This is a genomic window from Solirhodobacter sp. (assembly GCF_964715405.1).
Genome location: NZ_CBAICG010000023.1, coordinates 1 through 22,450, shown reverse-complemented (window position 1 = coordinate 22,450; position 22,450 = coordinate 1). Strand labels below are relative to the sequence as shown.

Below are 22,450 nucleotides of genomic sequence, written 5' to 3'. Positions count from 1 at the left end.
CACCTCAGCATCGGCGCCGTGGCCTGTCAACACCGTCCCGTCATCCCCGCGCAAGCGGGGATCTCCCGTCGCCGCGCCCGTTACAGCACCCGCAGGTCGCCCGCGATCCAGGGCATCCGCGCCTCCGCAGGCGCCACGATCAGCTCCTGCAACAGCGGCCGGAGCCGCCCCGCGACCTGTTCCGGCATCCCCCGCAGCACCCCGCGCCGGGCGTTCAGCGAAATCGTGCGGCTGAGCGGCGCGAAGGGCAAGGGCAGCGCGTCGGCCTTGTCGCGGAACCGCTGCGCGTGCTGCAGCCCCAGCGGCGTCAGGATCGTCCAGCCCGCGCCCTGCACGACCATCGCCATGATCGCGTGATAGCTGTCCAGTTCGAACCGGTGCGCCAGCCGTAGATCCTGCCGCGCCAGGTGTCCGGCGATCTGGCGCCCCATGTGGTGACGTTGCGAGTAAAGGATCAGCGGCAGCGCCCTCAGTTGCGCCAGCACGTCGCCGCCGGGATCGACCGCCCCCTTGGGGGCCGCCACCACGAAGGGCTCGGTCAGCAGCGGATGCACCTCCATCCACTCGGCCGCGGCGCCCATGTCGGCCGCCACCACCATGTCCAGCGCGCGCCCGTCAAGCTGGTCGAACAGCCGGTGGCTGGCGCCGGTTTCCAGCAGGAACTGGCAGCTTTTCAGTTCCTCCGCCATCGCGCTCAGCAGGCGGGGTGTCACGTCGCTGTCGAAATCCTCGACCATGCCCAGCCGGAACAGCGTCAACCCCGCCAGATCGCCCGAGGCGAGTTCCGCCCGCGCCTGTTCGGCCTCGTTCACGATCACCTGCGCCCGGCGGCGAAACATCTCGCCGGCCGGGGTCAGCGTCATCGGCCGGGCCGAGCGGTCGAGCAGTTCCACCCCCAGCGCCAGTTCCAGCGCCGAGATCTGCTGGCTGACCCCCGAAATGCTCGCCCCGAGCCGCCGCGCGGCGGCCGAGATCGAGCGTTCCTCGGCGGCGGCGAGGAAAACCTCGACCCCCCACAGCGTGATGCGACCCTGCGTGTCGGCCATAGGGCCAGCCTCCCGGGCCGGCGCTACAGCTTCGCGAGCTTGGCCTGAAGATCGGCCAGTTGCTTGCGGATCTGCTGGAGTTCCCTGGAATTGTCGGCGGCGGGCGTCGCTTCCGACTCGGCCCCGGTCGAGGCCGCGGGCCAGCCCGCCATCATCGTGCGCATGAAGGCCTGCTGCTGATGCTGCATCGCCTCGAAGCCCGGCAGGCTGGCCATCGGGTTGGGGAGATGCGTCAGGTTTTCCATGATCTTCGACTGGCCATCGCGCAGCATCTCGAACGACATCGCGAGGAACTGCGGCACCACGCTTTGCGCCTGCGTCGTGTAGCTGCGCACGAGGTCGGTCAGCACATTGATCGGCAGCACGCTTTCGCCCTTGCTCTCATGCTCGGCGATGATCTGAAGCAGGTATTGCCGGGTCAGATCGTCGCCGCTTTTCAGGTCGATGATCTGCACTTCGCGGCCCGCGCGGATGAACCTGGCGATGTCGTCGAGCGTGACGTAATCGCTGGTTTCGGTATTGTAGAGTCGACGGCTGGCGTAGCGCTTGATCAAAAGCGGCTTGTCGGTCTCGGCCATCGGTCTCTCCCCATGTCGCGGTGCAGAGAACTCTAGGACGCTTCCGCAGAAAAAGAAAGGGCGGGCACAAGGCCCGCCCTCTGCATCACCGACGGGGAGGACGTCGGTTCTGCGTCGATTACTTCACAGCCGCAGCGGCTTTCTTCGTCGCGGAGGTAACGTCGTCGGTCGCCTTCTTCACGGCGGAGGTCGCGTCTTCCGAGATGTCCTTGCCAGCGGCCAGCATCAACTCGACGGTTTCCATCTGGACCTTCTTCGCGACTTCGGCGAAGGCGGCCAGATTCTCGGCGGCCATCTCAGCGGCCGACGAGGCGAAATCCGAGATCGACTTGGTGTAGTCGGTCGGCTCGTCCTTGGCTTTCGCCATGTCGCCGAACTTCGCGATGGTGTCCTTGGCCCACTTGCTGGAAATCTCGGTCGATTTCTCGGCAGCCTCCAGCGCAACCTTCGCCATCTTCTCGCCCAGCGCGGCCTGGGTCTTGAACGCGCCTTGGAACGCGGTGGTGTCCATCGGGAACGACGCCATCATGTCCTGCATGGTTTTGGTGAAATCTTGGGTCTTCGCCATGATCTTGATCTCCAACTGGTGCAGGGCCACCCGGTCCCGCTTCTGGACACTGTATACACGCCGCAGCGCAGCAATTCAAGAAAAATGCTGCACTGCGGCATTATGACGGAAGGCCACCCGAGAGCCTTGCAAGATCAGGGACTTGGTGTCGCCGTCACATAGGTTCCGGGCGCCCCAGCCAGCACGGGATGGGTCGAATCACCCGCAACACGGGCCGGAACCCTGGCCCCCGACCGCTTCGCCAGCCACTCGCCCCAATGGGGCCACCAGGAGCCGCGATATTCGGCGGACCGCGCCTTCCAGGCATCGGGATCGTCGAGCGGCCCCTCGCTGAGGTAGTGACCGTACTTCTGCTTGGAGGGCGGATTGACGATGCCCGCGATATGCCCGGACTCCGACAGGATGAAGGTCTTGTCCTTGGCGCCGAACTGCCGGATGCCGTTGAAGCTCGACCGCCAGGCGGCGATGTGGTCGGTCTCGCAGGCCACGGCGCAGACCGGCAGCGTGATGTCCTTCAGCGACACGGTTTCGCCCAGAATGGTGAATTCCCCCTTGGCCAGCTTGTCCTCCTGACACAGGCCGCGCAGGTATTCCACGCTCATCTTCGCCGGCAGGTTGGTGCTGTCGCCGTTCCAGAACAACAGATCAAAGGCGGGCGGCGCCTCGCCCATCATGTAGCTTTTGATCGCGGGCTGGTAGATCAGGTCGTTCGAGCGCAGGAACGAGAAGGTCCGCGACATGAAGAACGAACTGAGCATCCCGGTTTCGTTCACCTCGCGCTCGATGCCGTCGACGAAATCGTTGTCGAGGAACACGCCGACCTCGCCCTGATCCGAGAAATCGGTGAGCGTGGTGAAGAAGGTCGCCGAATTGACCGACCTGTCGCCGGTTTTCTTCATGTAGGCCAGGGTCAGGCTCAGCGTGGTGCCCGCGATGCAGTAGCCGACGGCGTTCACCTTCGGCACGTCGCAGATCGTCTTCACCACCTCGATCGCGGTCAGATAACCCTCGCGCACATAGTCACCAAGGCCGACGTCGCGGTAGCTGGCGTCCGGGTTGACCCAACTGACGACGAAGAGCGTGAAGCCCTGATCGACGATCCATTTGATCAGGCTGTTCTGCGGCTTCAGGTCAAGGATGTAGAACTTGTTGATCCACGGCGGAAAGATGATCAGCGGGGTCTTGTGCACCGTCTCGGTGGATGGCGCGTACTGGATCACCTCCATCATGCGGTTGCGGAACACCACCGAGCCCGGTGTGGTGGCAAGGTCCACGCCCACTTTGAAGGCGTCCTTGTCGGCTAGGGTGACCATCAGATCGCCCTTGTTCGCCTCCAGATCGCGCACCAGGTTTTCCAGCCCCTGCACCAGCGACTGCCCCTCGGTCTGCACCGCCCGTTCCAGCGCATCCGGGTTGGTGGCCAGAAAGTTGGTGGGCGACATCAGATCGACGATCTGCTGGGCGAAATACTCGACCCGCTTCTTCTCGCGCGGATCGAGCCCGTCAAGACCCTCGATCGCCTTGTCCATCGCCTCGGCGCCGAACAGATACTGCTGCTTGATGAAGTTGAAGTAGGGATGGGTTTCCCACAGCGGGTTGGCAAAGCGGCGATCCTTCGGCGTCGGGTCGGGCGGTGCTTCCAGCTTGCCCTTGGCCAGCAGTTGCTGCGCCTCGACATAGTGCTTCAGCGACTTGCCCCAGTAGGACACCTGGTTCTCGATGATCTTGGCCGGGTTGTTCATCATCTCGGCCATGTAGGCCGCCGCCGCCTTCATGAACAACTCGTCACTCGGCCGCTGAAGGCTGGCGTCGATGGTTCGCTTCTGTGCCATCGCGGCCACAAGTCGCTGCGTCAACCCCTCGACCTTGGCGAGGTTGGCGTTGAGGCGGTCGAGCTTGTCGGCCTCTGCGGCCTCTTGCTCTGTTGTCATGCTAATGTTTCCCCCCTATCTTGCCGCTAAGCAGCATACTGTCGCCCTTCTGGGGGGAAAAGCGACGATTTTTCCGCGGGCATCGCCCGACAAGGAGACGACATGAAGAATATGGCCACCTACGACCTGATGGAGGCGACGCGGAACACCAACGAATGGCTGGGCGCCTCGGCCCGCGCCTTCGCCTCTTACCCCATTTTCGGCATGGTGCCGCATCCGTTCTTCAAGGTGCTCTCGGCCTGGGGCCGCATCACCGAACGCAGCTTTGCCCGCATGGTGATCAAGCCCGACTGGGGCATCATCTCGGTTCCCGGCGACGACGGCCGCGATGCGGTTGTCACGGTCGAAAGCACTGTAAAGAAAGCCTTTGGCGACCTGATCCACTTCAAGGTGCAGGGCCGCGCGCCGCGCCCGCGCCGGGTTCTGCTGGTCGCGCCGATGTCTGGCCACTATGCCACGCTCCTGCGCTCCACCGTCATCAGTCTGATCCCTGATTGCGAAGTCTACGTGACCGACTGGCACAATGCGCGTGACATTCCGGTGTCCTCCGGCAAGTTCGATATCGAGGATTACACGCTTTACCTGGTGGAGTTCATGCGCGCGCTGGGGCCGGAGATCAACGTGATCGCGGTCTGCCAGCCCGCGCCGCTGACGCTGGCCGCGACCGCTTATCTGGCCGAAGAAGACCCCGCGGCACAACCGCGCACCCTGACCCTGATCGGTGGCCCGATCGACCCCGATGCCGCCGCAACCGACGTGACCGACTTCGGTCGTCGGATCACGATGGGCCAGCTCGAACACCTGGCGATCCAGCGCGTGGGCTTCAAGTTCGCGGGCACCGGGCGGCTGGTCTATCCCGGCCTCCTTCAGCTTGCCTCGTTCATCTCGATGAACTCCGACCGCCACGCGCAGGCGTTCTATGACGAGATCATCCGCGCCGCCAAAGGCGAGGCGGGCGAGCGTGATGCGCACAACCGCTTCTACGACGAATACCTCGCCGTGATGGACATGCCGGCCGAGTTCTATCTCTCGACGGTCGAGCGGATCTTCAAGAACCGCGAGATCGCGAAGAACGAATTCGTGGTGGCGGGCAAGCACGTCGATATCGGCAAGATCACCGACGTGGCCGTGCACACCGTCGAGGGTGCCAATGACGACATCTCGGCCCCCGGCCAGTGTGTTGCGGCGCTTGACCTTTGCACCGGATTGCCCGCCTCGAAGAAGGCGCAGCACCTTGAGCCGGGCGCGGGCCATTACGGCATCTTCGCGGGCAAGTCGTGGCGGCAGAACATCCGCCCGCTGATCCTTCAGTTCATCGACGCGAACGGCGGCGGGCCGAAGCGGGAGAAGCCGATCAGCCTCGTCTCAGCGAAGTCGTAGCGGCGCGGTCAGCCCTCCCGGTGGCGGCCCCCGCCCTCGGGGCGCCTTGCGCAGGCGACGCCGTCAGAGGCCCTTCGCCCAGTCGAGGATGCGCGCGACCGTGGGCGCCGTCTGATCCGGGCTGAGAATATCGCCCGCGATGACATGCGAGGATGGATCGTCGCGCGGCCCCATCACCGGGGTCACCACCTGCTTCGGTCCGCCCCAGCGCGCCACCACCCTGTCGGTCAGGTCCGGCCGCACCACCTTGTCGGCGCGGGTGTAGATAAACAGCGCCGGGGTTTTCGCCGTCGCATAGTCCTGCCGGTCGGCATAGGCGACCAGCGCGCCCAGCGGAACGGCCGCGACGGTAGGATAGGATGTGGTCCAGAACATCGCCTGCCGGTCATTGCGCGGCACGAAGGAATGCACCGGCCCCGCAACCCAGGGCGCCCAGACCCGCACCAGCGGCCAGGTCAGCAGGAAGGCCAGCGGGTCGTTGATGCCGAAGTTCGGCGACAGGAAGACGATGCCCGAGATCTCGGGGGCAAGCCGGGGGTCGGTGGCGGCGATGGCGGCCAGCGTGCCGCCGGTCGAGGTGGAGATGACGATCACCTTGTCGCCCAGCCGTTTGCCGATTGCCAGCGCCTCGGCGGTATCGTTGATCCAGTCGCCCGCCGTCGCCTGCCCCATCGCGGCACCGCCGCGGCCGTGGCCGGTGAAGCGGGTGAAGAACAGGTTGGCGCCAAGCGCCTTGGCGACCTCGTCCGGCACCGGGCGAATCTCCTCGGAGGTGGCGGAATAGCCATGCAGGTAAACAACGGCAAAGGGCGTCCTGGCTCCGGCCGCGCCAGCCCAGATGATCCGCTTCTCTGCACCCGGCGTTATATCTGAAAAATGATGCTCTTCGTTGGCAAGATATGCCTCAAGATCGTCTCCCAACATCGCTTTCTGAAAATGAATTGCCGCATCGACTCCGGGTCTTGGCATGACGAGCCATACCCCGCCAAGAAGTACGATAAGTGCAATTGTAACCCGCACCAGCCACCGCCCGACACGCCGCATTCACGCCTCCTCCACAATATCCGCCACCATCGCCGTGATCAGCCGCAGGCATCCCGGCGTTGAAAAGCGGTGATCGGCCGCCTTCACCAGCGTCAGCCGGACGTCCGGCCCCTCGATGTGGGCGAAGAACCGTTCGGCCACCGCGACCGGCACATCCTCATCCGCGGTGCCCTGCAACAGTCGCACCGGGCAGGCCAGCCGCAGCGGCGCCCGCAGCACCAGATGGCGGCGGCCGTCCTCGATCAGCCGACGGGTGTAGACATAAGGCGCTTCGGAATAGGCCGAGGCGCGCTCCACCCGCCCGTCGCGCAACAGGGCAGTGCGGTCGGCAGCGGTCATCCGGTCCCACAGGCTGTCCTCGGTGAAATCCGGCGCGGCGGCGATACCGACCAGCCCGGCGACCCGCGCGGGCATTGCCTTCGCCACCAGCAGGGCAATCCACCCGCCCATCGACGAGCCCACCAGAACCTGCGGTCCCTCGGTCAGCGCGCCGATCGCGGCCATCGCATCCTCGGCCCAGTCCCCGATCGCGCCCTCCTCGAACGCACCGGACGATGATCCGTGCCCCGAATAGTCGAACCGCAGGAAGGCACGGCCGGTTGCCGCCGCCCAGGCGTCCAGCGCCTGCGCCTTGGTCCCCTCCATGTCGGACTTGAAGCCGCCGAGGAACACGATCCCCGGCCCGTGCCCCGTCCGCCGCCGATAGGCGATGCGCCGCCGCTGCGGCGTTTCCAGAAATGCCGACCCGTCCATGTTCCCCCCGTTTTCCCTCGGTATACGCGGCGGCGTGCCACAGGCAAACCGTCGCGACACCACCGACCCCACGTCACGGGCACCCGGCCCGCCGTTGACAATGCCCAAGTGGCGCGGCACAACCTGCCCGACCATACCCGCAACCGGGCGCATCCGTTGGCGCCAAACCGACGAGGAGAGCCATGATGGCCCTGGACTCACACGACATTTCGCTGACCTTCCCCGATGGTTCCGTGCGGACGTTCGCCCGTGGCAGCACGCCCGCCGAGGTGGCGAATTCGATCGCCACCAGCCTTGGCAAGAAGGCGATCTCGGCCACCGTCAACGGCGCGCATTTCGACCTGCAATGGCCGCTGATGGCCGATGCGGCGATCAAGATCAACACCATGCAGGACGATGCGGCGGCGCTGGAGCTGATCCGCCACGACCTCGCGCATATCATGGCGCGCGCGGTGCAGAAGCTTTGGCCCGACGTCAAAGTGACCATCGGCCCGGTGATCCAGAACGGCTGGTACTACGACTTCGACCGCGCCGAGCCGTTCACGCCCGAAGACCTTGGTGCGATCGAGAAAGAGATGAAGGCGATCATCAACGCCCGCGACCCGGTCAAGACCGAGGTCTGGGACCGCTCGCGCGCCATCGCCCACTACATCGCCAAGAACGAGCCGTTCAAGGTGGAACTGATCGACGCCATTCCCGGCGACGAGCCCCTACGGATGTACTGGCACGGCCACTGGCAGGATCTGTGCCGGGGCCCGCATTTCCAGAACACCGGGCAGGTGCCCGCCGACGCCTTCAAACTGATGTCGGTGGCGGGCGCCTATTGGCGCGGCGACAGCAACAACAAGCAGTTGCAGCGCATCTATGGCGTCGCGTTCAAGACCCGCGACGACCTGAAGGCCTACCTGACCATGATCGAAGAGGCCGCCAAGCGCGACCACCGCAAGCTTGGCAAGGAGATGGAGCTGTTCCACCTGCAGGAAGAAGCGCCGGGCATGGTGTTCTGGCATCCGAACGGCTGGACGATCTGGCGCGCGCTGGAGGATTACATGCGCCGCCGTCTGCGCAGCGCGGGCTACAAGGAGATTCGCACGCCGCAGGTGGTGGACCGCGTGCTCTGGGAGCGCTCCGGCCATTGGGAGGCCTACCGCGAGAACATGTTCATCGTCGAGGTCGACGAAGAGGGCGCCAGCGAAAAGCGCATCAACGCGCTGAAGCCGATGAACTGCCCCTGCCATGTGCAGGTCTATAATCAAGGGCTGAAATCCTATCGCGACCTGCCCTTGCGGCTGGCCGAGTTCGGCTCGTGCCACCGCTACGAGTCCTCGGGCTCGATGCACGGGCTGATGCGGGTGCGCGGCTTCACGCAAGATGACGCGCATATCTTCTGCACCGAGGACCAGATCGGGAGCGAGTGCGCAGGCTTCATCGCGCTGCTGTCCAGCGTCTACAAGGACCTCGGTTTCGCCAGGTTCGACATCAAGCTGTCGACCCGTCCCGACGTGCGCATCGGCACCGACGAACAATGGGACAAGGTGGAAGGTGCGCTGACCGGCGCCATCAAGCATCTGGGCCTGCCCTATGAGATCAATCCCGGCGACGGCGCGTTCTACGGGCCGAAGCTCGACTTCAAGCTGACCGACGCGATCGGGCGCGAATGGCAATGCGGCACTTTCCAAGTTGACGCGCAATTGCCGCAGCGTCTGGGCGCGGAATACGTCGGCGAGGACGGGGCGAAACACATGCCCTACATGCTGCACCGCGCCATCCTTGGCAGTTTCGAGCGTTTCATCGGCATCCTGATCGAGAACTACGCCGGGCGGATGCCGTTCTGGCTGGCGCCGCGTCAGGTCGTCGTTGCCTCCATCGTGTCGGGCGCCGACGCCTTTGTGGACGAGATCACGGCGGCGCTGCTGGCCAGAGGCATCCGGGCCGAGGCCGATACGCGCAACGAAAAGATCAACTACAAGGTGCGCGAGCATTCGGTCGGCAAGGTTCCGGTTCTGCTGGCCATCGGCCTGAAAGAGGTCGAAGAGCGCAGTGTTTCGGTTCGCCGCCTGGGCGACACGCAGACCGAAACGCAGACGCTCGACGCCTTTCTTGGCGCGGCGCTGGCCGAGGCGACGCCGCCGGACCTGCGCTAACCTCTTGATCCGGCACGACAGCGGGCGCCCCCTTTTGGACGCCCGTTCGCATTCGTCGGCAATATTCGGCGCCGCGACAATCTGTTACATTCCATAACGGGCACGGCATGCACGGCCACGTGAGTGGCGGGCGGGCCGCGCCTTCGTTTATGCCTTCCCCAGTCGCGGACGCCGCGGCTTTGTCACCGGATTGAAGGGATCAGACCATGACCAGGAATTTCAACGGCCTTGCCATCGCCGGCGCAATTGCCGCCGCACTTGCCACCCAGATCGCCACTCCCGCCAACGCCGCGGCACAGGAAAAGTGCTTCGGCGTGGCCCTGAAAGGGGCGAACGACTGCGCCGCCGGGGCGGGCACGACCTGCGCGGGCACCTCGAAGGTCGACTACCAGGGCAACGAGTTCAAGCTGGTCCCCGCGGGCACCTGCACCACGATGAAGCTGCCGGGTGACCGCATGGGCGCGCTGACCGCGCTGACCCGCGACATGCCCCAGATGTGACGCCGCCGCCTCTGGCGGAAACGCCGGGGGCACCCCCAAGGAGGCTCGGATGCGCGACACCTGCCCCCCGACACTGCCGGATCGCCCCGGCGTGGGCTACAAGCCCCAGCACTTTTCCAACATTCTTGAGCAGTCCGGACCGGTCGAATGGCTCGAAATCCATGCAGAAAACTACATGGGGGCCGGGGGGCGCCCGATTGCGCAACTGCGCGCGCTGGCCGAACGGTTCCCGATCTCCTGCCACGGCGTCGGCCTGTCGATCGGCGGCGACGCCCCGCTGGACGCCGATCACCTCGCGCGGGTGAAGGCGCTTGTCGGCTGGCTGGCGCCCGCGAGCTTTTCCGAACACCTCGCCTGGTCCACCCATGACGGCGCCTATCTGAACGACCTGTTGCCGCTGCCCTACACCGCCGCAACGCTGGCCCGCGTGGTTGATCATGTCGATCAGGTGCAGCACACGCTCGGCCGCCGGATGCTGCTGGAAAACCCCTCCGCCTACCTCGACTTTGCCGAGGCCGAGATGGACGAGATCACCTTCCTGACCGAGATCGCGCGCCGCACCGGCTGCGGCCTGCTGCTGGACGTGAACAACGTCTTCATCTCGGCCACCAACCGGCAGACCGACGCCACCGCCTGTATCGACGCCTTCCCGCTGGGTCTGGTGGGCGAGATTCACCTTGGCGGCCATGATGCGCAGGCCGACGACAGCGGCGCGCCGCTGCTGATCGACAGCCACGGCACCCCGGTCACCGACCCGGTCTGGCAGCTTTACGCCCGCACCATCGCGCGGGGCGGGGCGAAACCGACGCTGATCGAATGGGACAATGAGGTGCCCGACTGGCCGGTTCTCGCCGCCGAGGCGGGCCGCGCGGCGCTGATCCTCACCCCGGTTCCGGCATGAGCCAGACCGTATTCCGCACCGCGCTGCTCGACCCCGCGCACCCCGAGCCACCGGGCCTGCAAGACCCGCAGGGCCGCCCCGCGGGCCGCCGCTTCGCCGTTTACCGCAACACCGTGGCGGTTGCGCTGACGGATGCGCTTGCAGCCTCGTTCCCGGCGCTTCAGGCGCTGGTGGGCGAGGCGTTCTTCCGCGCGATGGCGGGCATCTTCCTGCGCCGCCACCCGCCTCAAACGCCGGTTCTGGCCGATTGGGGCGAGGCGATGCCCGGCTTCCTTCAGACCTTCGCGCCGCTCGCAGGCTACCCCTACCTGGCCGATGTGGCCCGTCTGGAACTGGCGATCCGCCAGTCCTACCACGCCGCCGACAGCCTGCCGGTCGCGCCCGAAGCCTTCGCGGCGATCCCGCCGGATCAGCTTGGTGCTTTGCGCCTGACCCTGGCCCCTGCGCTACGGGTGGTGAAATCCGGCTGGCCGTTGCACGATCTGTGGCGCGCGGCCACCACGCCCGGCACCGAACCGGGGACCGAGCCGCAGGACGTCCTGATCACCCGCCCGCGTTACGACCCCGTGGCCGAAGTGCTGCCCCCCGGCGGCGCGGCCTTCCTTGGCGCCATCGCCGCAGGCCGTCCGCTCGCCGCGGCGCTGGGGGCGGCAGGCGACAGCTTCGAGCTTGCCGCCACGCTCTCGCTGCTGCTCGCGGGCGGGGCCATCACCGCACTCACCCTGGGGAACCCGCCATGACCGCCCTGCTGAGGCTTCACAACCGGCTCTTCGCCTGGGTCACCGTGGCGCTTGCGCCAGTTCTGGTTCCGACCGCCGCGCGGCTGGTCTTCGCGGGGGTGCTGCTGGTCTATTACTGGACATCGGCTTGGACCAAGCTCGGCGCGGGCCTGTTCGGATTTCTGCACCCAAGCGTCGGCGCCTATGTGCAGATCTTCCCGAGGGCGATCGACGCGGTGGGCTACGATGCCGACATGCTGCCGCTGCCCTACCATGTCGTCGCGACGTTGGGCATGTGGGCCGAGTTCACGCTGCCGCTGTTGATCACGCTCGGCCTTGCCACCCGGTTGGCGGCGCTGGGAATGACCGGTTTCATCGCGGTGCAGAGCTTTGTCGACATCACCGGCCACGGCGTCTCGCACGAGGATATCGGCCGCTGGTTCGACGCGGCATCGGGCGCGCTGATCCTGGATCAGCGGGCGTTCTGGGTGCTGACGCTGCTGACCCTCGCCGCGCTCGGCGCAGGGCCGCTGTCGCTGGATCGGGCCTTGCGTCAGTGGGCGTCGGGCTGACGCGCGGCCAGCGCGAGGATGCCCCCCAGCCCGCACATTGCGATCGGGAACATGGTGAAGACGCCAAACCCGAAGGCGATCTGCATCCCCGCCGCCGAGGCCAGCAGCAGCACGCCGGCGATGATGTTGCGCGATCGTGCCATCGCGCCGCCCGCAATGGCAAGGATCGGCGCGATCAGGCTGGCGCCCTGCACCAGCCCGACGTTGTGCACCTGTTCAGCCACGCCCGAAAGCTGGGTGCCATAGGACTGCATCACCACCGTGTAGCCATAGCCGAAGAAGCCCACCACCATGCCCCAGATGCCGCCGATGATGCCCAGGATCAGGGCCGAATTGCGCATGGTTCCGCTCCGTCTTCCGCTTTTGCCGATATAGCGGGCAGCGCGTCCGGGCGAAAGGCCCGGATCGGCAACCGGGCGCGCGCAGCCTCGGGTCGCGCCGCGATCCAACTTGATTTTTTGCACGAATTTGGCATTCTTTCAGGGTGACAACAGACTTCTCAACGACCCGCCTCCTGATTCAGGCAGCCGGACAGACTTGGAAGACCTGGCTGCACGGCCCGCAGCAGTCCCGCTGCGGGAGGGATGACAGAGGAGAAACGGAATGCCAACCGGCACCGTGAAGTGGTTCAACAGCACCAAGGGCTTCGGGTTCGTCGCGCCGGATGACGGCGGCAAGGACGTATTCGTTCACATCTCGGCCGTCGAACGTGCCGGCCTGAAGGGGCTGAACGACAATCAGAAGATCGGCTACGAGCTGCAATCCGGCCGCGATGGCCGCGCCTCGGCCAGCGACCTGCGCCTGCTCTGACTGCGTTTGCCGCGATGGCGGATTTCCCGCGCTTTCTCTAGACGCGGAACGCCCGGGGAATGGTCCGGGCGTTTTTCGTTTGACGGCAACCGGCGCGCACCCGGTCAGGCGGGCTCGGCCATCCGCATCGCCCACATCGCCTTGAACGCCGGGCGGGCCTGGCACCGGGCCAGCCAGTCCTTCAGCCGCGGGAACTCCCCCAGCAGCGTCGGATGCCCGGCGGCATAGCGGATGCACTCGGCGCTGTTGATGTCGGCCACGGTGAAACGATCCCCCATCAGCCAGTCGCGCCCCGTCAGACAGGCGTCCAGCCTGCGCAACGGGCGGCGCAGCTTCTCGGCCGCGATGGCAATGGTCGCCTGCCCCTCCGGCGTGTCGGCACCGCCGTCACCCTGAATATACAGGATCTCGATCGCCGGGCCTTCGATGCCGGTGGCGGCATGCAGCGCCCATTGTTCCATCAGCGCATCCTCGGCCAGATCCCGCGGCCCAAGATCGCCACCGTAGCGCTTGGCGAGGTAAAGCGTGATGCCCAGCGACTCGGTCAACACCAGATCGCCATCGGTCAGGCAGGGAATCTGCCCCTGCGGATTGACCGCCAGATAGGCGGGCGACGCCGTGTTGAGCGGCGCACCCTCGGCCCTGGCGTCGGGCAGCCGGTTAGCCTGGATCACCGGCTCGTGCCGATACTCCATCCCGATCTCGGCCAGCAGCCAGAGCGGGCGCGAGGCGCGCGAGCGCGCGACGCCATAAAGGGTGACCATCGCGAAAACCTCCCTGTTCGCAGCGCGCCGAGCCTAGAGCGGCGCGGGCGCGGGGGAAAGGCCCCCTTCGCCCGCTTGCCGCCGTTGCAGGGCGCGGATATGGGTCGGGCATGACCTCAGCTTTGACATATCGCGGCCATGCCCGTGCGCTGCTGGTGCTGGGCCTGCCGCTGATCGGCTCAAACCTGGCGCAGATGGCGCTGCACGTCACCGATACCGTGATGATGGGCTGGTATTCGGTGCCCGGCCTCGCCGCCGTGGTGATCGGCGCGTCGAGTTTCTTCATCATCTTCATCTTCGGCTCGGGCTTTGCCATCGGCGTGATGCCGATGGTCGCCTCGGCCGCCGCCGATGGAGACGAGACCGAGGTGCGCCGGGTGACCCGGATGGGCATGTGGCTGTCGCTCTTGTTCTCGGTCGTGGTGCTGCCGGTGTTCTGGTTTTCGGGTCCGATCTTCGTCGCCCTCGGCCAGCAACCCGATGTCGCGGCAAATGCGCAATCCTTCATGCGCATCGCGGGCTTCGGCATGGCGCCCGCCTTGCTGGTGATGGTGCTGAAAAGTTTCGTCTCGGCGCTGGAACGCACGCATGTGGTGCTCTGGGCCACGGTGACGGCGGTTTTCCTCAACCTCGGCCTCGACTGGCTGCTGATCTTCGGCAACTGGGGCGCGCCCGAGCTTGGGGTGCGCGGGACCGCCATCGCCACCACCTCGACCCAGGTGCTGACGCTGGTCGTCATCGGCCTTTATTCGGCACTGAACCCGATGTTGCGCCGCTATCATCTGTTCGTGCGGTTCTGGCGCCCGGACTGGCCCGCCCTTGGCCGCGTGTTTCAGCTTGGCTGGCCGATCGGGCTGACCGGGCTGGCCGAGGGCGGCCTTTTCAACGCCTCGGCGCTGATGATGGGCTGGATCGGCACCGTCGAGCTTGCCGCCCACGGCATCGCGCTGGAGCTTTCGGCGCTGACCTTCATGGTCCACCTCGGGCTCAGCCAGGCCGCCACGGTGCGCGCCGGGCGCGCCAGGGGCCGCGATCCGCAGGGCCTGCGCGACGGCGCGCTGACGGCGGTCGTGCTCTCGCTCGGCTTCGCGCTGATCGCGGTGACACTGTTCCTGGCGCTGCCGCGCACGCTGGTCGCGCTCTGGGTCAACCCGGACGACCCGCTGGCGCCGCGCATCCTTGCCTTCGGGGCCCGCCTGCTGGCCGTCGCCGCGCTCTTTCAGCTTTTCGACGCGATGCAGGTGATGGCCCTCGGCCTGCTGCGCGGTGTGCAGGACACCCGCGCGCCGATGATCATGGCGGCGCTCAGCTACTGGGCGATCGGCATCCCGGCCAGCTATATCATCGCCTTCCCGTTGGGGCTTGGCGGGGTCGGGCTCTGGCTCGGCCTCGTCATCGGCCTGATGTGCGCCGCGGCGCTGATGATGGCGCGCTTCTGGCGCGGCATGGCGCGCGCCTGAGCCTGCATCTTCCGTTCTGAAATATCCCGGGGGGTGAGGCCCGCAGGGCCGAGCGGGGCCGCGCCCCCCTTACTCCTCCGCCGTGCCGCCGCTCAGCCGTTCCGCCTTCCTGCGCACCAGCACCGTGCGCAGATCGTGCATCGCCAGCAGCAGCGCATCGGTCACGTCTTCCAGTTGCACGTCGGTGGCCCGCGTCTGCACCCATTGCGCCGTCAGGTTCAGGTGATCGACCGCCCGGTGGATGTCGTCGACGTCGCGCTGCGCCAGCACCTCGGTGCGCTCGGCGAGCCAGAGCTTGATGCGGGCGATCTCGTCGGGCGTCAGCTTGCGCTCGCCCTGCGCCTTGATCTCGCCGTTGCGCAGGTTCGCAACGGCGATCGGTTCAAGCTCGATGCGGCGCTGCCGGTTCTCGGTATCGACCCGGAACACGACAGCGCCGTTCTCGCGCACGCGAAAGTAATAGTCCGGCAGATCGCCCGGCATCGGATCTCCGTTACGTCAGGCCCTTGCAGAAAGCCTGAATGCGCGTGCAGGCCTCGGTCAGGGCCGCATCGGACGTAGCGTAGCTGACGCGGAAATTCGGCGAAAGCCCGAAGGCCGCACCGAACACCACTGCGACCCCGGTTTCCTCCAGCAGCGCGGTGGCAAAGGCCTCGTCATCGGCGATCTTCGTGCCGGCCGCCGAGGTCTTGCCGATGCAGCCCGCGATGCTGGGGTAGACGTAGAACGCGCCCTCGGGCGTCGGGCAGCGCACCCCCTCGGCCGCGTTCAGCATCGCCACCACCAGGTCGCGGCGGCGCTGGAATGCCACGCGGCTGGTCGCGATGTAGTCCTGCGGCCCGTTCAGCGCCTCGACCGCCGCCCACTGGCTGATCGTGCAGGGGTTCGAGGTGGATTGCGACTGAACCTTGCCCATCGCCTTGATCAGCTTCTCCGGCCCGGCCGCATAGCCGATCCGCCAGCCGGTCATCGCATAGGCTTTCGACACGCCGTTGCAGGTCAGCGTGCGATCGTAAAGCGCGGGCTCCACCTCGGCGGGGGTGCAGAATTCGAACCCGTCATAGGCGAGGTGTTCGTACATGTCGTCGGTCATCACCCAGACATGCGGGTGGCGCATCAGCACCTCGGTCAGCGCCTTCAACTCGGCGCGCGAATAGCCCGCACCGGTCGGGTTCGAAGGCGAGTTGAAGATGAACCACTTGGTTTTCGGCGTGATCGCCTCTTCCAGTTGCTCGGGCGTCAGCTTGTAGCCGGTCTGCATCGGGCATTCGACCGCCACCGGCTCGCCGCCCGCCAGCAGCACCATGTCGGGATAGCTGACCCAGTAGGGCGCCGGAATGATCACCTCGTCGCCGGGGTTCAGCGTCGCCACCAGCGCGTTGTACAGCGTCTGCTTGCCGCCCGAGCCGACGCTGATCTGCGCGGGCGTGTAGTCCAGCCCGTTCTCGCGCTTGAACTTGGCGCAGATCGCCCGCTTCAGTTCGATGATGCCGTCGACGGCGGTGTATTTCGTCTTGCCCGCCTGAATGGCCGCGATGGCGGCGTCCTTGATGTTCTGCGGCGTGTCGAAATCCGGCTCGCCCGCGCCAAGGCCGATGATGTCGCGCCCGGCGGCCTTCAGCTCTGCCGCCTTCGTCGTCACCGCGATGGTCGGCGAGGGCTTCACGCGGTCCAGCGTAGAGGACAGAAACGCCATTTGGGGAACTCCGGTTTGAACTTGCCGGGGCCATGTCTTAGGGTGGGCCGCAATCGCGATCAAGCGCTATCACCCGATGCGAGGCAAGATGTCAGAGTCCCCGGAACACCGCCTGAAACGGATGCGGATGCGCGCCTGGCACCGCGGCATGAAAGAGATGGATCTGATCTTCGGCCCCTGGGCCGACGACCGCCTGGCCGGGCTCGATGCGGCCAGGCTCGACCTGTTCGACGCGATGATGGCCGAGAATGATCAGGAGATTTACACTTGGTTCACCGGCCACGCCGCCCCGCCCGCCGCCTTTGCGCCGCTGGTGGCGCAGATCGGCGCCTTCGCGCGCGGCCGACTTGGCCCGATCGGCAGAAATCCATCGTAGTTTAACCGAATGTTCGCCTTTTGCCCCGATTCTCCCTCCAGACGTGATGGTGGAGACGGTGATGAGCATCCATGCCCCGCTGAAGGACGGCCCGCGCGAGGCGCTGCTGTCGGGCTATCTTGAAAGCCTGGCGCTGGTCGAACGGCTGCACCGCCTGCTGCTCGACGTGATCAAGGACGAGTTCGAGCGGCTCGGGCTGCTGGAGATCAACGCGGTGCAGGCGCTCCTGGTGTTCAACATCGGCGACAACGAGGTAACGGCGGGCGAGTTGAAGACGCGCGGCTACTACCAGGGCTCCAACGTCAGCTACAACCTCAAGAAGCTGGTGGAACTTGGCTACATGCACCACCAGCGATCCGAGATTGACCGACGATCGGTCCGCGTCCGGCTGACCGAGAAGGGCCGCCGTGTTCGCGCGGTCATCACCGATCTGTTCGCCCGCCATGCCGAAGGGCTGGAAGCGCGCGGCGTGGTGGGGGCAGACAGCATCGACCAGATCAACACCATGCTCAAGCGGATGGAACGCTACTGGGCCGACCAGATCCGGTATATCTACTGAGTGCCCCACGGGATCAAACGGGCCCCGGCGCGCCGCGCGCTTTCATCTTGGCGAAAGATATCCCCGCCGGAGGCTCCCGCCCGAAAATCCGGGCGGACCGCCTCCGATCGGGGGCGCCGCCTACCAGTGCCCGGTATTGGCCATGCTCAGCCAGGGTTCCGCCGGGGTCTTGGCCGCGCCCTTCTGCAACAGTTCGATCGACACGTTGTCGGGCGAGCGCACGAAGGCCATCCGCCCGTCGCGCGGCGGGCGGTTGATCGTCACGCCATGTTCCATCAGATGCGCGCAGGTGGCATGGATGTCGTCAACCTCATAGGCCAGATGGCCGAAATGGCGGCCGTCAGACGGCAGACCCGGATCGCCATCCCAGTTGTATGTCAGTTCCACCGGGCAGTCTTCCTGGCCCTCGGGCGCCATGAAGACCAGCGTGAAGCGGCCGCCCTCGTTCTCCCACCGCCGGGTCTCTTTCAGGCCCAGCAGCTTGTAGAACGCCATCGACGCGTCGAGGTCCAGCACGCGGACCATGGTGTGCAGGTAGCGGATCGTCATTGCCTCATCCTTCTTGCCGTTGCGCGGCGGACCATAGCACAGGCGGGTCCGCGGGCGAGGGGTCAGAAGGCCGATTTGATGCCCACCGCGATGCCGATGTCGCGCGTGTCATAGAGGCTGACGGTCGAGCGCACGCGCTGAAATTGCAGATCGACGCTGGGCGAAAACCCCATGTAGCTCGCCCGCGTGAACAGCAGGCTCAGGTCGGCGGTCACGTTGGTGTCGTGCCGCCCGTCGGCCGACAGCGGGAAGGTGGCGTAGCTTTCGCGTGCCAGATACAGGCTTGCGCCCACCTTCACGCCCAGCACCGGCGCGGCTTTCGTCCAGTTGATCTGGGCAAAACCGGTCGCATGCTGAATGTCGTTCGCGTTCGAGCGGGTGAAGCGGTCGCCAAGCGTCAGGCTGACCTGATCGCTGTTGGCAAAGCGTCGCGTCAGGCCAACGGTTCCCGTCGCCACCGTGGCCGAGCGATCGCGCACGTCCTGCCGGGCCTGGCGTTCCAGCGTGAACCCGAGGCTGGCGGTGGTCAACGCATCCAGCGGCCGATCGACCCCGCCCTGCAGGCGCAGATAGTTCGACAGATCCGCGCCGCCATACCAGTTGTGCCCCGCCGTCACGCCCCAGGTGTAGACCGCAAGCGATGTGACCCCGGCGCGCCACTGCTGCTGCACGCCGGCCTCCACCGCGCCGTAGTCGTAATCCGACCCCTTGGCGCCCGGAGCCTGCGCCTGCGCCGCGGCGCTGAGCCAGTTGTGCCGCTCCAGCGCGCTGAACTGAAGCTGGGTCACCGTGTTCTGCGTCGGCGTCAGCCGGTAGATGGCCGTGGCATTGACCGAGCCGACCAGACCCGACAGTGCCTGCGCGTCGCCCGACAGAACGAAGGGCAGGCCCAGAAGCGTGATCGTGCTGCTGGTGCTGCCGTTATTGACGTTCGACGACGGCACCAGCGAGGCCCCGAACTGGAACGACCAGTGGCTGCGGTCGCGGACATAGGTGAAATCGTGGATGGCAACCGCCCGCGCATCGGGGTTTGGCGCCAGTTGCACCGCGCGTCGCAGCCAGATCTGCGCCGCCGTGCGCAGATCGGAACTGGCAAGCGCCTGCGCCCGCACCATCGCCGCCGCGTAGCGGTCGGCCGGGGTGCGCGCGTGTTGCCAGGCCGCCCGCGCCGCCTCCCGCGCCTCGCCCAGATTTCCAAGCGCCCGCGCCGACCGCGACCGCAGGATCAGCGCCAGAAAATCGTTCGGGTCGCGCTGCAGCAGCGCCAGCGCGATGGCGTGCGCCTCGGCGGCGTGGCCCGCGTTCATCGCCTTGTAGCCGTCCGCCCGGAGCGTGTCGGGCGTCAGCGTCGCGGCCGGGGCCTGAGCGGCCGCGGCCCAGAGGCTCAGCGCGAGGCCGGCCGCAAGCCCGGCCCGCATCACTGCCGTTGCGCGATGAAGCCGCCCGTTTCCCGCGCGGTGACACCCGTCGCGCCGGGTGACGCCGAGGTGACGACGATGATGCCGGCGACTTCGCTGGCATTGGTTCCCGCCAGAACGGCGTAGTAGGTGCCGGTTTCGTAAGGGGTGGGGCCGGATTTGCCCGCCAGCGTGCTCGTCACCGCGCCCGCGATCTCGCCGTTCGTGGTCATCACGCTGGGTTGCACGGTGAAAAAGAGCGTCGGCAGCGCCGAAATCGTCACCTGCTGCTGTGTGCTCAGGGCAGCGAGCAGCGTCGGGGTGACGACATTGCCGTTGATGTCGTAGACTTGGCGGTTCGTGACGGTGCCGTTGACCGCATTCACCCCGGCGCCGGTCTGCGAGGTGTTGAACGCGGTAAAGTCGATCTGCATCGCCATCGTGCCGGTGGTGTAGTTCAGCCCGCCCGCCCCCGAATAGTCGATCAGACCAGCGTAGTTGCCCAGATAGTTCGCCTGGCCGCTGGTCGGCAGCGTCACCGCGCCGTTGCGCTGGTAGACATAGCCACCGAAGCCGTAGTTGATGAAATCGCCGGTCCGCACGATGGCGACCTGGGTCTTGCCGCTCGGGCTGACGGCATAGATGGCGCGATAGCCGAACTGGTTGATCGCGGTCCCGGTGACGGAATCCGCTGCCGTGGTCGGCCCGTCATAGACCGCGAAGGGGCTGATCCCGTTCGTCGTCACGCCCAGTTGCGATACGGCCGCCCCGCGCGTGAAGGTCTTGTCACCCGAGAACGGCAGGTTCTGCACCGTGAAGGTGTCCTTTGCCGCGTCGTAGACAACGTTCGTCGCGTAGCCCGAGCCGGTGGTTGCATCCGACGCCTCGTAGCGCACGATGTTGCTGCTGGCGGTGGGCGAGGTCGTGCCCGGCGGCAGCGTGGTCGGGCCGGACACGCCTCCCGTGGTACCGCCGCCCGTTGTGCCGCCGCCGGTTGTGCCGCCGCCTGCTGTGCCGCCCAGCGGGTTGCCGTTGCATGCGCCAAGCGCCACCAGTGCTACCAGTGCGTAACCGAATTTCATGGGACTGCCCGCCTCATTATGTTTTGCGCAAGTGTCCCAACCAAAGGCGCAAAAGTCAATTCGGCTGTGCAGCTTTCCCGGCGCCCGTGGCCGCCGTGCCGCGCCACCGCATCTCGTGGTTTCCAGAGCGCTGCCCCCAAGATAGAGTGGCCAGACGACTCATTCATCCCTTCGGAGGCCGCGATGCCCCTTTCCCCCGACCAGCTTGCCGAAATCGAGGCGGCCCGCGCCACGCCGCGCCCCACGCTGCGCGCCGTGTCCGAGGGGATGGAGGCGCACCTCTACCGCGCGCATCCCGTGCTCGACCACGGCTTCATCCGCGTGATCGACTACATGGGCGACGATGCCGCCATCGTGCAGGCCGCCCGTGTCAGCTATGGCGCGGGCACCAAACACGTGCAGAACGACGAGGGGCTGATCCGCTATCTGATGCGGCACTGGCATTCGACCCCGTTCGAGATGTGCGAGGTCAAGCTGCACGTCAAGCTGCCGGTCTTCGTCGCGCGCCAGTGGATCCGGCACCGCACCGCCAATGTCAACGAATACTCCGCCCGCTATTCGATCCTCGACCGCGAGTTCTACATCCCCGCGCCCGAGCAATTGGCGGCGCAATCCAGCGTCAACAATCAGGGCCGTGGCGATGTGCTGGGCCTCGAGGAATCCGCCCGCGTCCTCGGCTGGCTGAAATCCGACGCCATGCAGGCCTATGACCATTACGAGGCGATGCTATCGCAAGACGGCCAGCAGGGCCTGGCCCGCGAACTGGCGCGGATGAACCTGCCGATGAACATCTATACCCAGTGGTACTGGAAAACCGACCTGCACAACCTCTTCCACTTCCTGCGCCTGCGCGCCGACGCCCACGCGCAATACGAGATTCGCGTCTACGCCGAAGCCATCGCCCGCGTCACCGCCGACTGGGTGCCGCTCGCCTTCCGCGCCTTCGAGGACTACCGCCTGGGCGGCATCACGCTCTCCTCCAGGGCGATTGACTGCGTGAAGCGGATGCTCAAAGGTGAAGCGGTGACCGCCGAAACCTCGGGGATGAGCAAGGGGGAATGGCGGGAGTTCAGGGAGGTGATCGACTGACGCGCGCCCCCGGTGCCGCCCGCCGCAGGCGCGCTGCGGCCGTCCTGCTCGTGCTCGCCCTCGCGGCCTGCGACGACCCGGAGAGTTTTGCCCGGGACCACCCGATCCTGATGACGTTCCTGCGGACGCGGGATTTGAATGTCATCGACTATCACTTCTGACCCCCGGTGCGGGGCGTTCTCCCGCAAGGCGATTGACGGCGGGTAATGGATGCTGAAGGGTGAGCAGGTGACCGCCGAGACCTCGGGGATGCGCAAGGGGGAGTGGCGGGAGTTTAGGGAGGTGGTGGGGTGATATGAAGCTTTCTCCGAATGACGTCCAGCAAGAACTGGCTCGAGTTAGAAACAATAACTACAATAAATTTGTTAAGAAAATTAGACTAATTAGTCGGTGCTGAACAATCCTGAAGTCTATGATTTTGTTCGGTGATTCCACGGAACTGATAGCTTTAGATTGCAGGATTTCGTACGATTTGGCTCGAAACCTTGCGAAGTCGGGACCCCGGTATGAAGCACCGTCCGCGCTCTGAAGA

25 protein-coding genes are annotated in these 22,450 nt (G+C 66.1%); 12 read left to right on the top strand and 13 right to left on the bottom strand.

Annotated elements, in window-relative coordinates; all coding sequences use genetic code 11:
- Nucleotides 1-80: 80 nt before the first annotated feature.
- From AC11WY_RS11670 to AC11WY_RS11655, 4 genes are all read right to left on the bottom strand, one after another.
- The gene (locus AC11WY_RS11670) at nucleotides 81-1,046 is read right to left on the bottom strand and encodes a LysR family transcriptional regulator (RefSeq protein WP_482925602.1); all 966 of its coding nucleotides are present in this window, start codon (nucleotides 1,044-1,046) and stop codon (nucleotides 81-83) included.
- 23 nt (nucleotides 1,047-1,069) lie between these two features.
- Nucleotides 1,070-1,624, bottom strand: coding sequence for a polyhydroxyalkanoate synthesis repressor PhaR (gene phaR, locus AC11WY_RS11665; RefSeq protein ID WP_482925600.1), 555 nt, complete (start codon nucleotides 1,622-1,624; stop codon nucleotides 1,070-1,072).
- A gap of 118 nt (nucleotides 1,625-1,742) precedes the next feature.
- Nucleotides 1,743-2,192, bottom strand: a complete 450-nt coding sequence (locus tag AC11WY_RS11660; protein WP_482925598.1) for a phasin family protein — start codon at nucleotides 2,190-2,192, stop codon at nucleotides 1,743-1,745.
- Nucleotides 2,193-2,326: 134 nt separating this feature from the next.
- Entirely contained in the window at nucleotides 2,327-4,123 is a 1,797-nt protein-coding gene (locus tag AC11WY_RS11655; protein ID WP_482925596.1) for a PHA/PHB synthase family protein, read from the bottom strand.
- A 102-nt stretch (nucleotides 4,124-4,225) separates the two neighbouring features.
- On the opposite strand from AC11WY_RS11655, the gene phaZ reads away from it, so the two are divergent.
- Complete coding sequence (gene phaZ, locus AC11WY_RS11650) at nucleotides 4,226-5,503, top strand: polyhydroxyalkanoate depolymerase (protein WP_482925594.1); 1,278 nt, start codon at nucleotides 4,226-4,228, stop codon at nucleotides 5,501-5,503.
- A 63-nt stretch (nucleotides 5,504-5,566) separates the two neighbouring features.
- Here the strand turns inward: phaZ and AC11WY_RS11645 are convergent, their stop codons facing one another.
- Both AC11WY_RS11645 and AC11WY_RS11640 read right to left on the bottom strand, forming a co-directional pair.
- Nucleotides 5,567-6,427: an alpha/beta hydrolase gene (locus AC11WY_RS11645; RefSeq protein ID WP_482925592.1), complete on the bottom strand. Its 861-nt coding sequence runs from the start codon at nucleotides 6,425-6,427 to the stop codon at nucleotides 5,567-5,569.
- Between the two features lie 120 nt (nucleotides 6,428-6,547).
- The gene (locus AC11WY_RS11640) at nucleotides 6,548-7,300 is read right to left on the bottom strand and encodes an alpha/beta hydrolase (RefSeq protein WP_482925590.1); all 753 of its coding nucleotides are present in this window, start codon (nucleotides 7,298-7,300) and stop codon (nucleotides 6,548-6,550) included.
- Nucleotides 7,301-7,485: 185 nt separating this feature from the next.
- Between AC11WY_RS11640 and thrS the strand changes: the two genes are divergently transcribed.
- From thrS to AC11WY_RS11615, 5 genes are all read left to right on the top strand, one after another.
- Nucleotides 7,486-9,444 carry a threonine--tRNA ligase gene (gene thrS / locus AC11WY_RS11635; RefSeq protein ID WP_482925588.1) on the top strand — a complete coding sequence of 653 codons (1,959 nt, stop codon included), beginning with the start codon at nucleotides 7,486-7,488 and terminating at the stop codon, nucleotides 9,442-9,444.
- A gap of 206 nt (nucleotides 9,445-9,650) precedes the next feature.
- Nucleotides 9,651-9,944 carry a BufA1 family periplasmic bufferin-type metallophore gene (locus AC11WY_RS11630; protein WP_482925586.1) on the top strand — a complete coding sequence of 98 codons (294 nt, stop codon included), beginning with the start codon at nucleotides 9,651-9,653 and terminating at the stop codon, nucleotides 9,942-9,944.
- A 49-nt stretch (nucleotides 9,945-9,993) separates the two neighbouring features.
- On the top strand, nucleotides 9,994-10,845 hold the full coding sequence (gene bufB, locus AC11WY_RS11625) for an MNIO family bufferin maturase (RefSeq protein ID WP_482925584.1): 852 nt from the start codon (nucleotides 9,994-9,996) through the stop codon (nucleotides 10,843-10,845).
- The gene (locus tag AC11WY_RS11620; RefSeq protein WP_482925582.1) at nucleotides 10,842-11,585 is read left to right on the top strand and encodes an HvfC/BufC N-terminal domain-containing protein; all 744 of its coding nucleotides are present in this window, start codon (nucleotides 10,842-10,844) and stop codon (nucleotides 11,583-11,585) included. The genes bufB and AC11WY_RS11620 overlap by 4 nt, the downstream gene beginning before the upstream one ends.
- Nucleotides 11,582-12,136 carry a DoxX family membrane protein gene (locus AC11WY_RS11615; RefSeq protein ID WP_482925580.1) on the top strand — a complete coding sequence of 185 codons (555 nt, stop codon included), beginning with the start codon at nucleotides 11,582-11,584 and terminating at the stop codon, nucleotides 12,134-12,136. The genes AC11WY_RS11620 and AC11WY_RS11615 overlap by 4 nt, the downstream gene beginning before the upstream one ends.
- On the opposite strand, the gene AC11WY_RS11610 is transcribed toward AC11WY_RS11615, so the two are convergent.
- Nucleotides 12,118-12,477 (bottom strand): hypothetical protein, encoded by a 360-nt coding sequence (locus tag AC11WY_RS11610; RefSeq protein WP_482925578.1) that lies wholly within the window; start codon nucleotides 12,475-12,477, stop codon nucleotides 12,118-12,120. The two genes, AC11WY_RS11615 and AC11WY_RS11610, sit on opposite strands and share 19 nt — an antisense overlap.
- 262 nt (nucleotides 12,478-12,739) lie before the next feature.
- Here AC11WY_RS11610 and AC11WY_RS11605 point away from each other — a divergent pair, with 262 nt between their 5' ends.
- Nucleotides 12,740-12,946, top strand: a complete 207-nt coding sequence (locus AC11WY_RS11605; protein WP_482925576.1) for a cold-shock protein — start codon at nucleotides 12,740-12,742, stop codon at nucleotides 12,944-12,946.
- A 104-nt stretch (nucleotides 12,947-13,050) separates the two neighbouring features.
- Here the strand turns inward: AC11WY_RS11605 and AC11WY_RS11600 are convergent, their stop codons facing one another.
- Nucleotides 13,051-13,710 (bottom strand): glutathione S-transferase family protein, encoded by a 660-nt coding sequence (locus AC11WY_RS11600; protein ID WP_482925574.1) that lies wholly within the window; start codon nucleotides 13,708-13,710, stop codon nucleotides 13,051-13,053.
- Nucleotides 13,711-13,820: 110 nt separating this feature from the next.
- Between AC11WY_RS11600 and AC11WY_RS11595 the strand changes: the two genes are divergently transcribed.
- The gene (locus tag AC11WY_RS11595; RefSeq protein ID WP_482925572.1) at nucleotides 13,821-15,170 is read left to right on the top strand and encodes an MATE family efflux transporter; all 1,350 of its coding nucleotides are present in this window, start codon (nucleotides 13,821-13,823) and stop codon (nucleotides 15,168-15,170) included.
- Between the two features lie 69 nt (nucleotides 15,171-15,239).
- Here AC11WY_RS11595 and AC11WY_RS11590 read toward each other — a convergent pair whose 3' ends face one another.
- Nucleotides 15,240-15,653 (bottom strand): hypothetical protein, encoded by a 414-nt coding sequence (locus tag AC11WY_RS11590; protein ID WP_482925570.1) that lies wholly within the window; start codon nucleotides 15,651-15,653, stop codon nucleotides 15,240-15,242.
- 10 nt (nucleotides 15,654-15,663) lie between these two features.
- Nucleotides 15,664-16,866, bottom strand: coding sequence for a pyridoxal phosphate-dependent aminotransferase (locus AC11WY_RS11585; RefSeq protein WP_482925568.1), 1,203 nt, complete (start codon nucleotides 16,864-16,866; stop codon nucleotides 15,664-15,666).
- A gap of 88 nt (nucleotides 16,867-16,954) precedes the next feature.
- Here AC11WY_RS11585 and AC11WY_RS11580 point away from each other — a divergent pair, with 88 nt between their 5' ends.
- Together AC11WY_RS11580 and AC11WY_RS11575 are read left to right on the top strand one after the other, a co-directional pair.
- On the top strand, nucleotides 16,955-17,242 hold the full coding sequence (locus AC11WY_RS11580) for an FAD assembly factor SdhE (RefSeq protein ID WP_482925566.1): 288 nt from the start codon (nucleotides 16,955-16,957) through the stop codon (nucleotides 17,240-17,242).
- A 61-nt stretch (nucleotides 17,243-17,303) separates the two neighbouring features.
- Nucleotides 17,304-17,801, top strand: coding sequence for a MarR family winged helix-turn-helix transcriptional regulator (locus AC11WY_RS11575; RefSeq protein ID WP_482925564.1), 498 nt, complete (start codon nucleotides 17,304-17,306; stop codon nucleotides 17,799-17,801).
- Between the two features lie 120 nt (nucleotides 17,802-17,921).
- On the opposite strand, the gene AC11WY_RS11570 is transcribed toward AC11WY_RS11575, so the two are convergent.
- The 3 genes from AC11WY_RS11570 to AC11WY_RS11560 form a co-directional block, all read right to left on the bottom strand.
- Nucleotides 17,922-18,350, bottom strand: a complete 429-nt coding sequence (locus tag AC11WY_RS11570) for a VOC family protein (protein ID WP_482925562.1) — start codon at nucleotides 18,348-18,350, stop codon at nucleotides 17,922-17,924.
- 62 nt (nucleotides 18,351-18,412) lie between these two features.
- Entirely contained in the window at nucleotides 18,413-19,768 is a 1,356-nt protein-coding gene (locus AC11WY_RS11565; protein ID WP_482925560.1) for a hypothetical protein, read from the bottom strand.
- On the bottom strand, nucleotides 19,768-20,829 hold the full coding sequence (locus AC11WY_RS11560; RefSeq protein ID WP_482925558.1) for a hypothetical protein: 1,062 nt from the start codon (nucleotides 20,827-20,829) through the stop codon (nucleotides 19,768-19,770). Before AC11WY_RS11560 ends, AC11WY_RS11565 begins: the two co-directional genes overlap by 1 nt.
- Before the next feature lie 183 nt (nucleotides 20,830-21,012).
- Between AC11WY_RS11560 and thyX the strand changes: the two genes are divergently transcribed.
- Nucleotides 21,013-21,918, top strand: coding sequence for an FAD-dependent thymidylate synthase (thyX, locus tag AC11WY_RS11555; RefSeq protein ID WP_482925556.1), 906 nt, complete (start codon nucleotides 21,013-21,015; stop codon nucleotides 21,916-21,918).
- Nucleotides 21,888-22,079, top strand: coding sequence for a hypothetical protein (locus tag AC11WY_RS11550; protein ID WP_482925554.1), 192 nt, complete (start codon nucleotides 21,888-21,890; stop codon nucleotides 22,077-22,079). Before thyX ends, AC11WY_RS11550 begins: the two co-directional genes overlap by 31 nt.
- The last annotated feature ends 371 nt before the right edge of the window (nucleotides 22,080-22,450 follow it).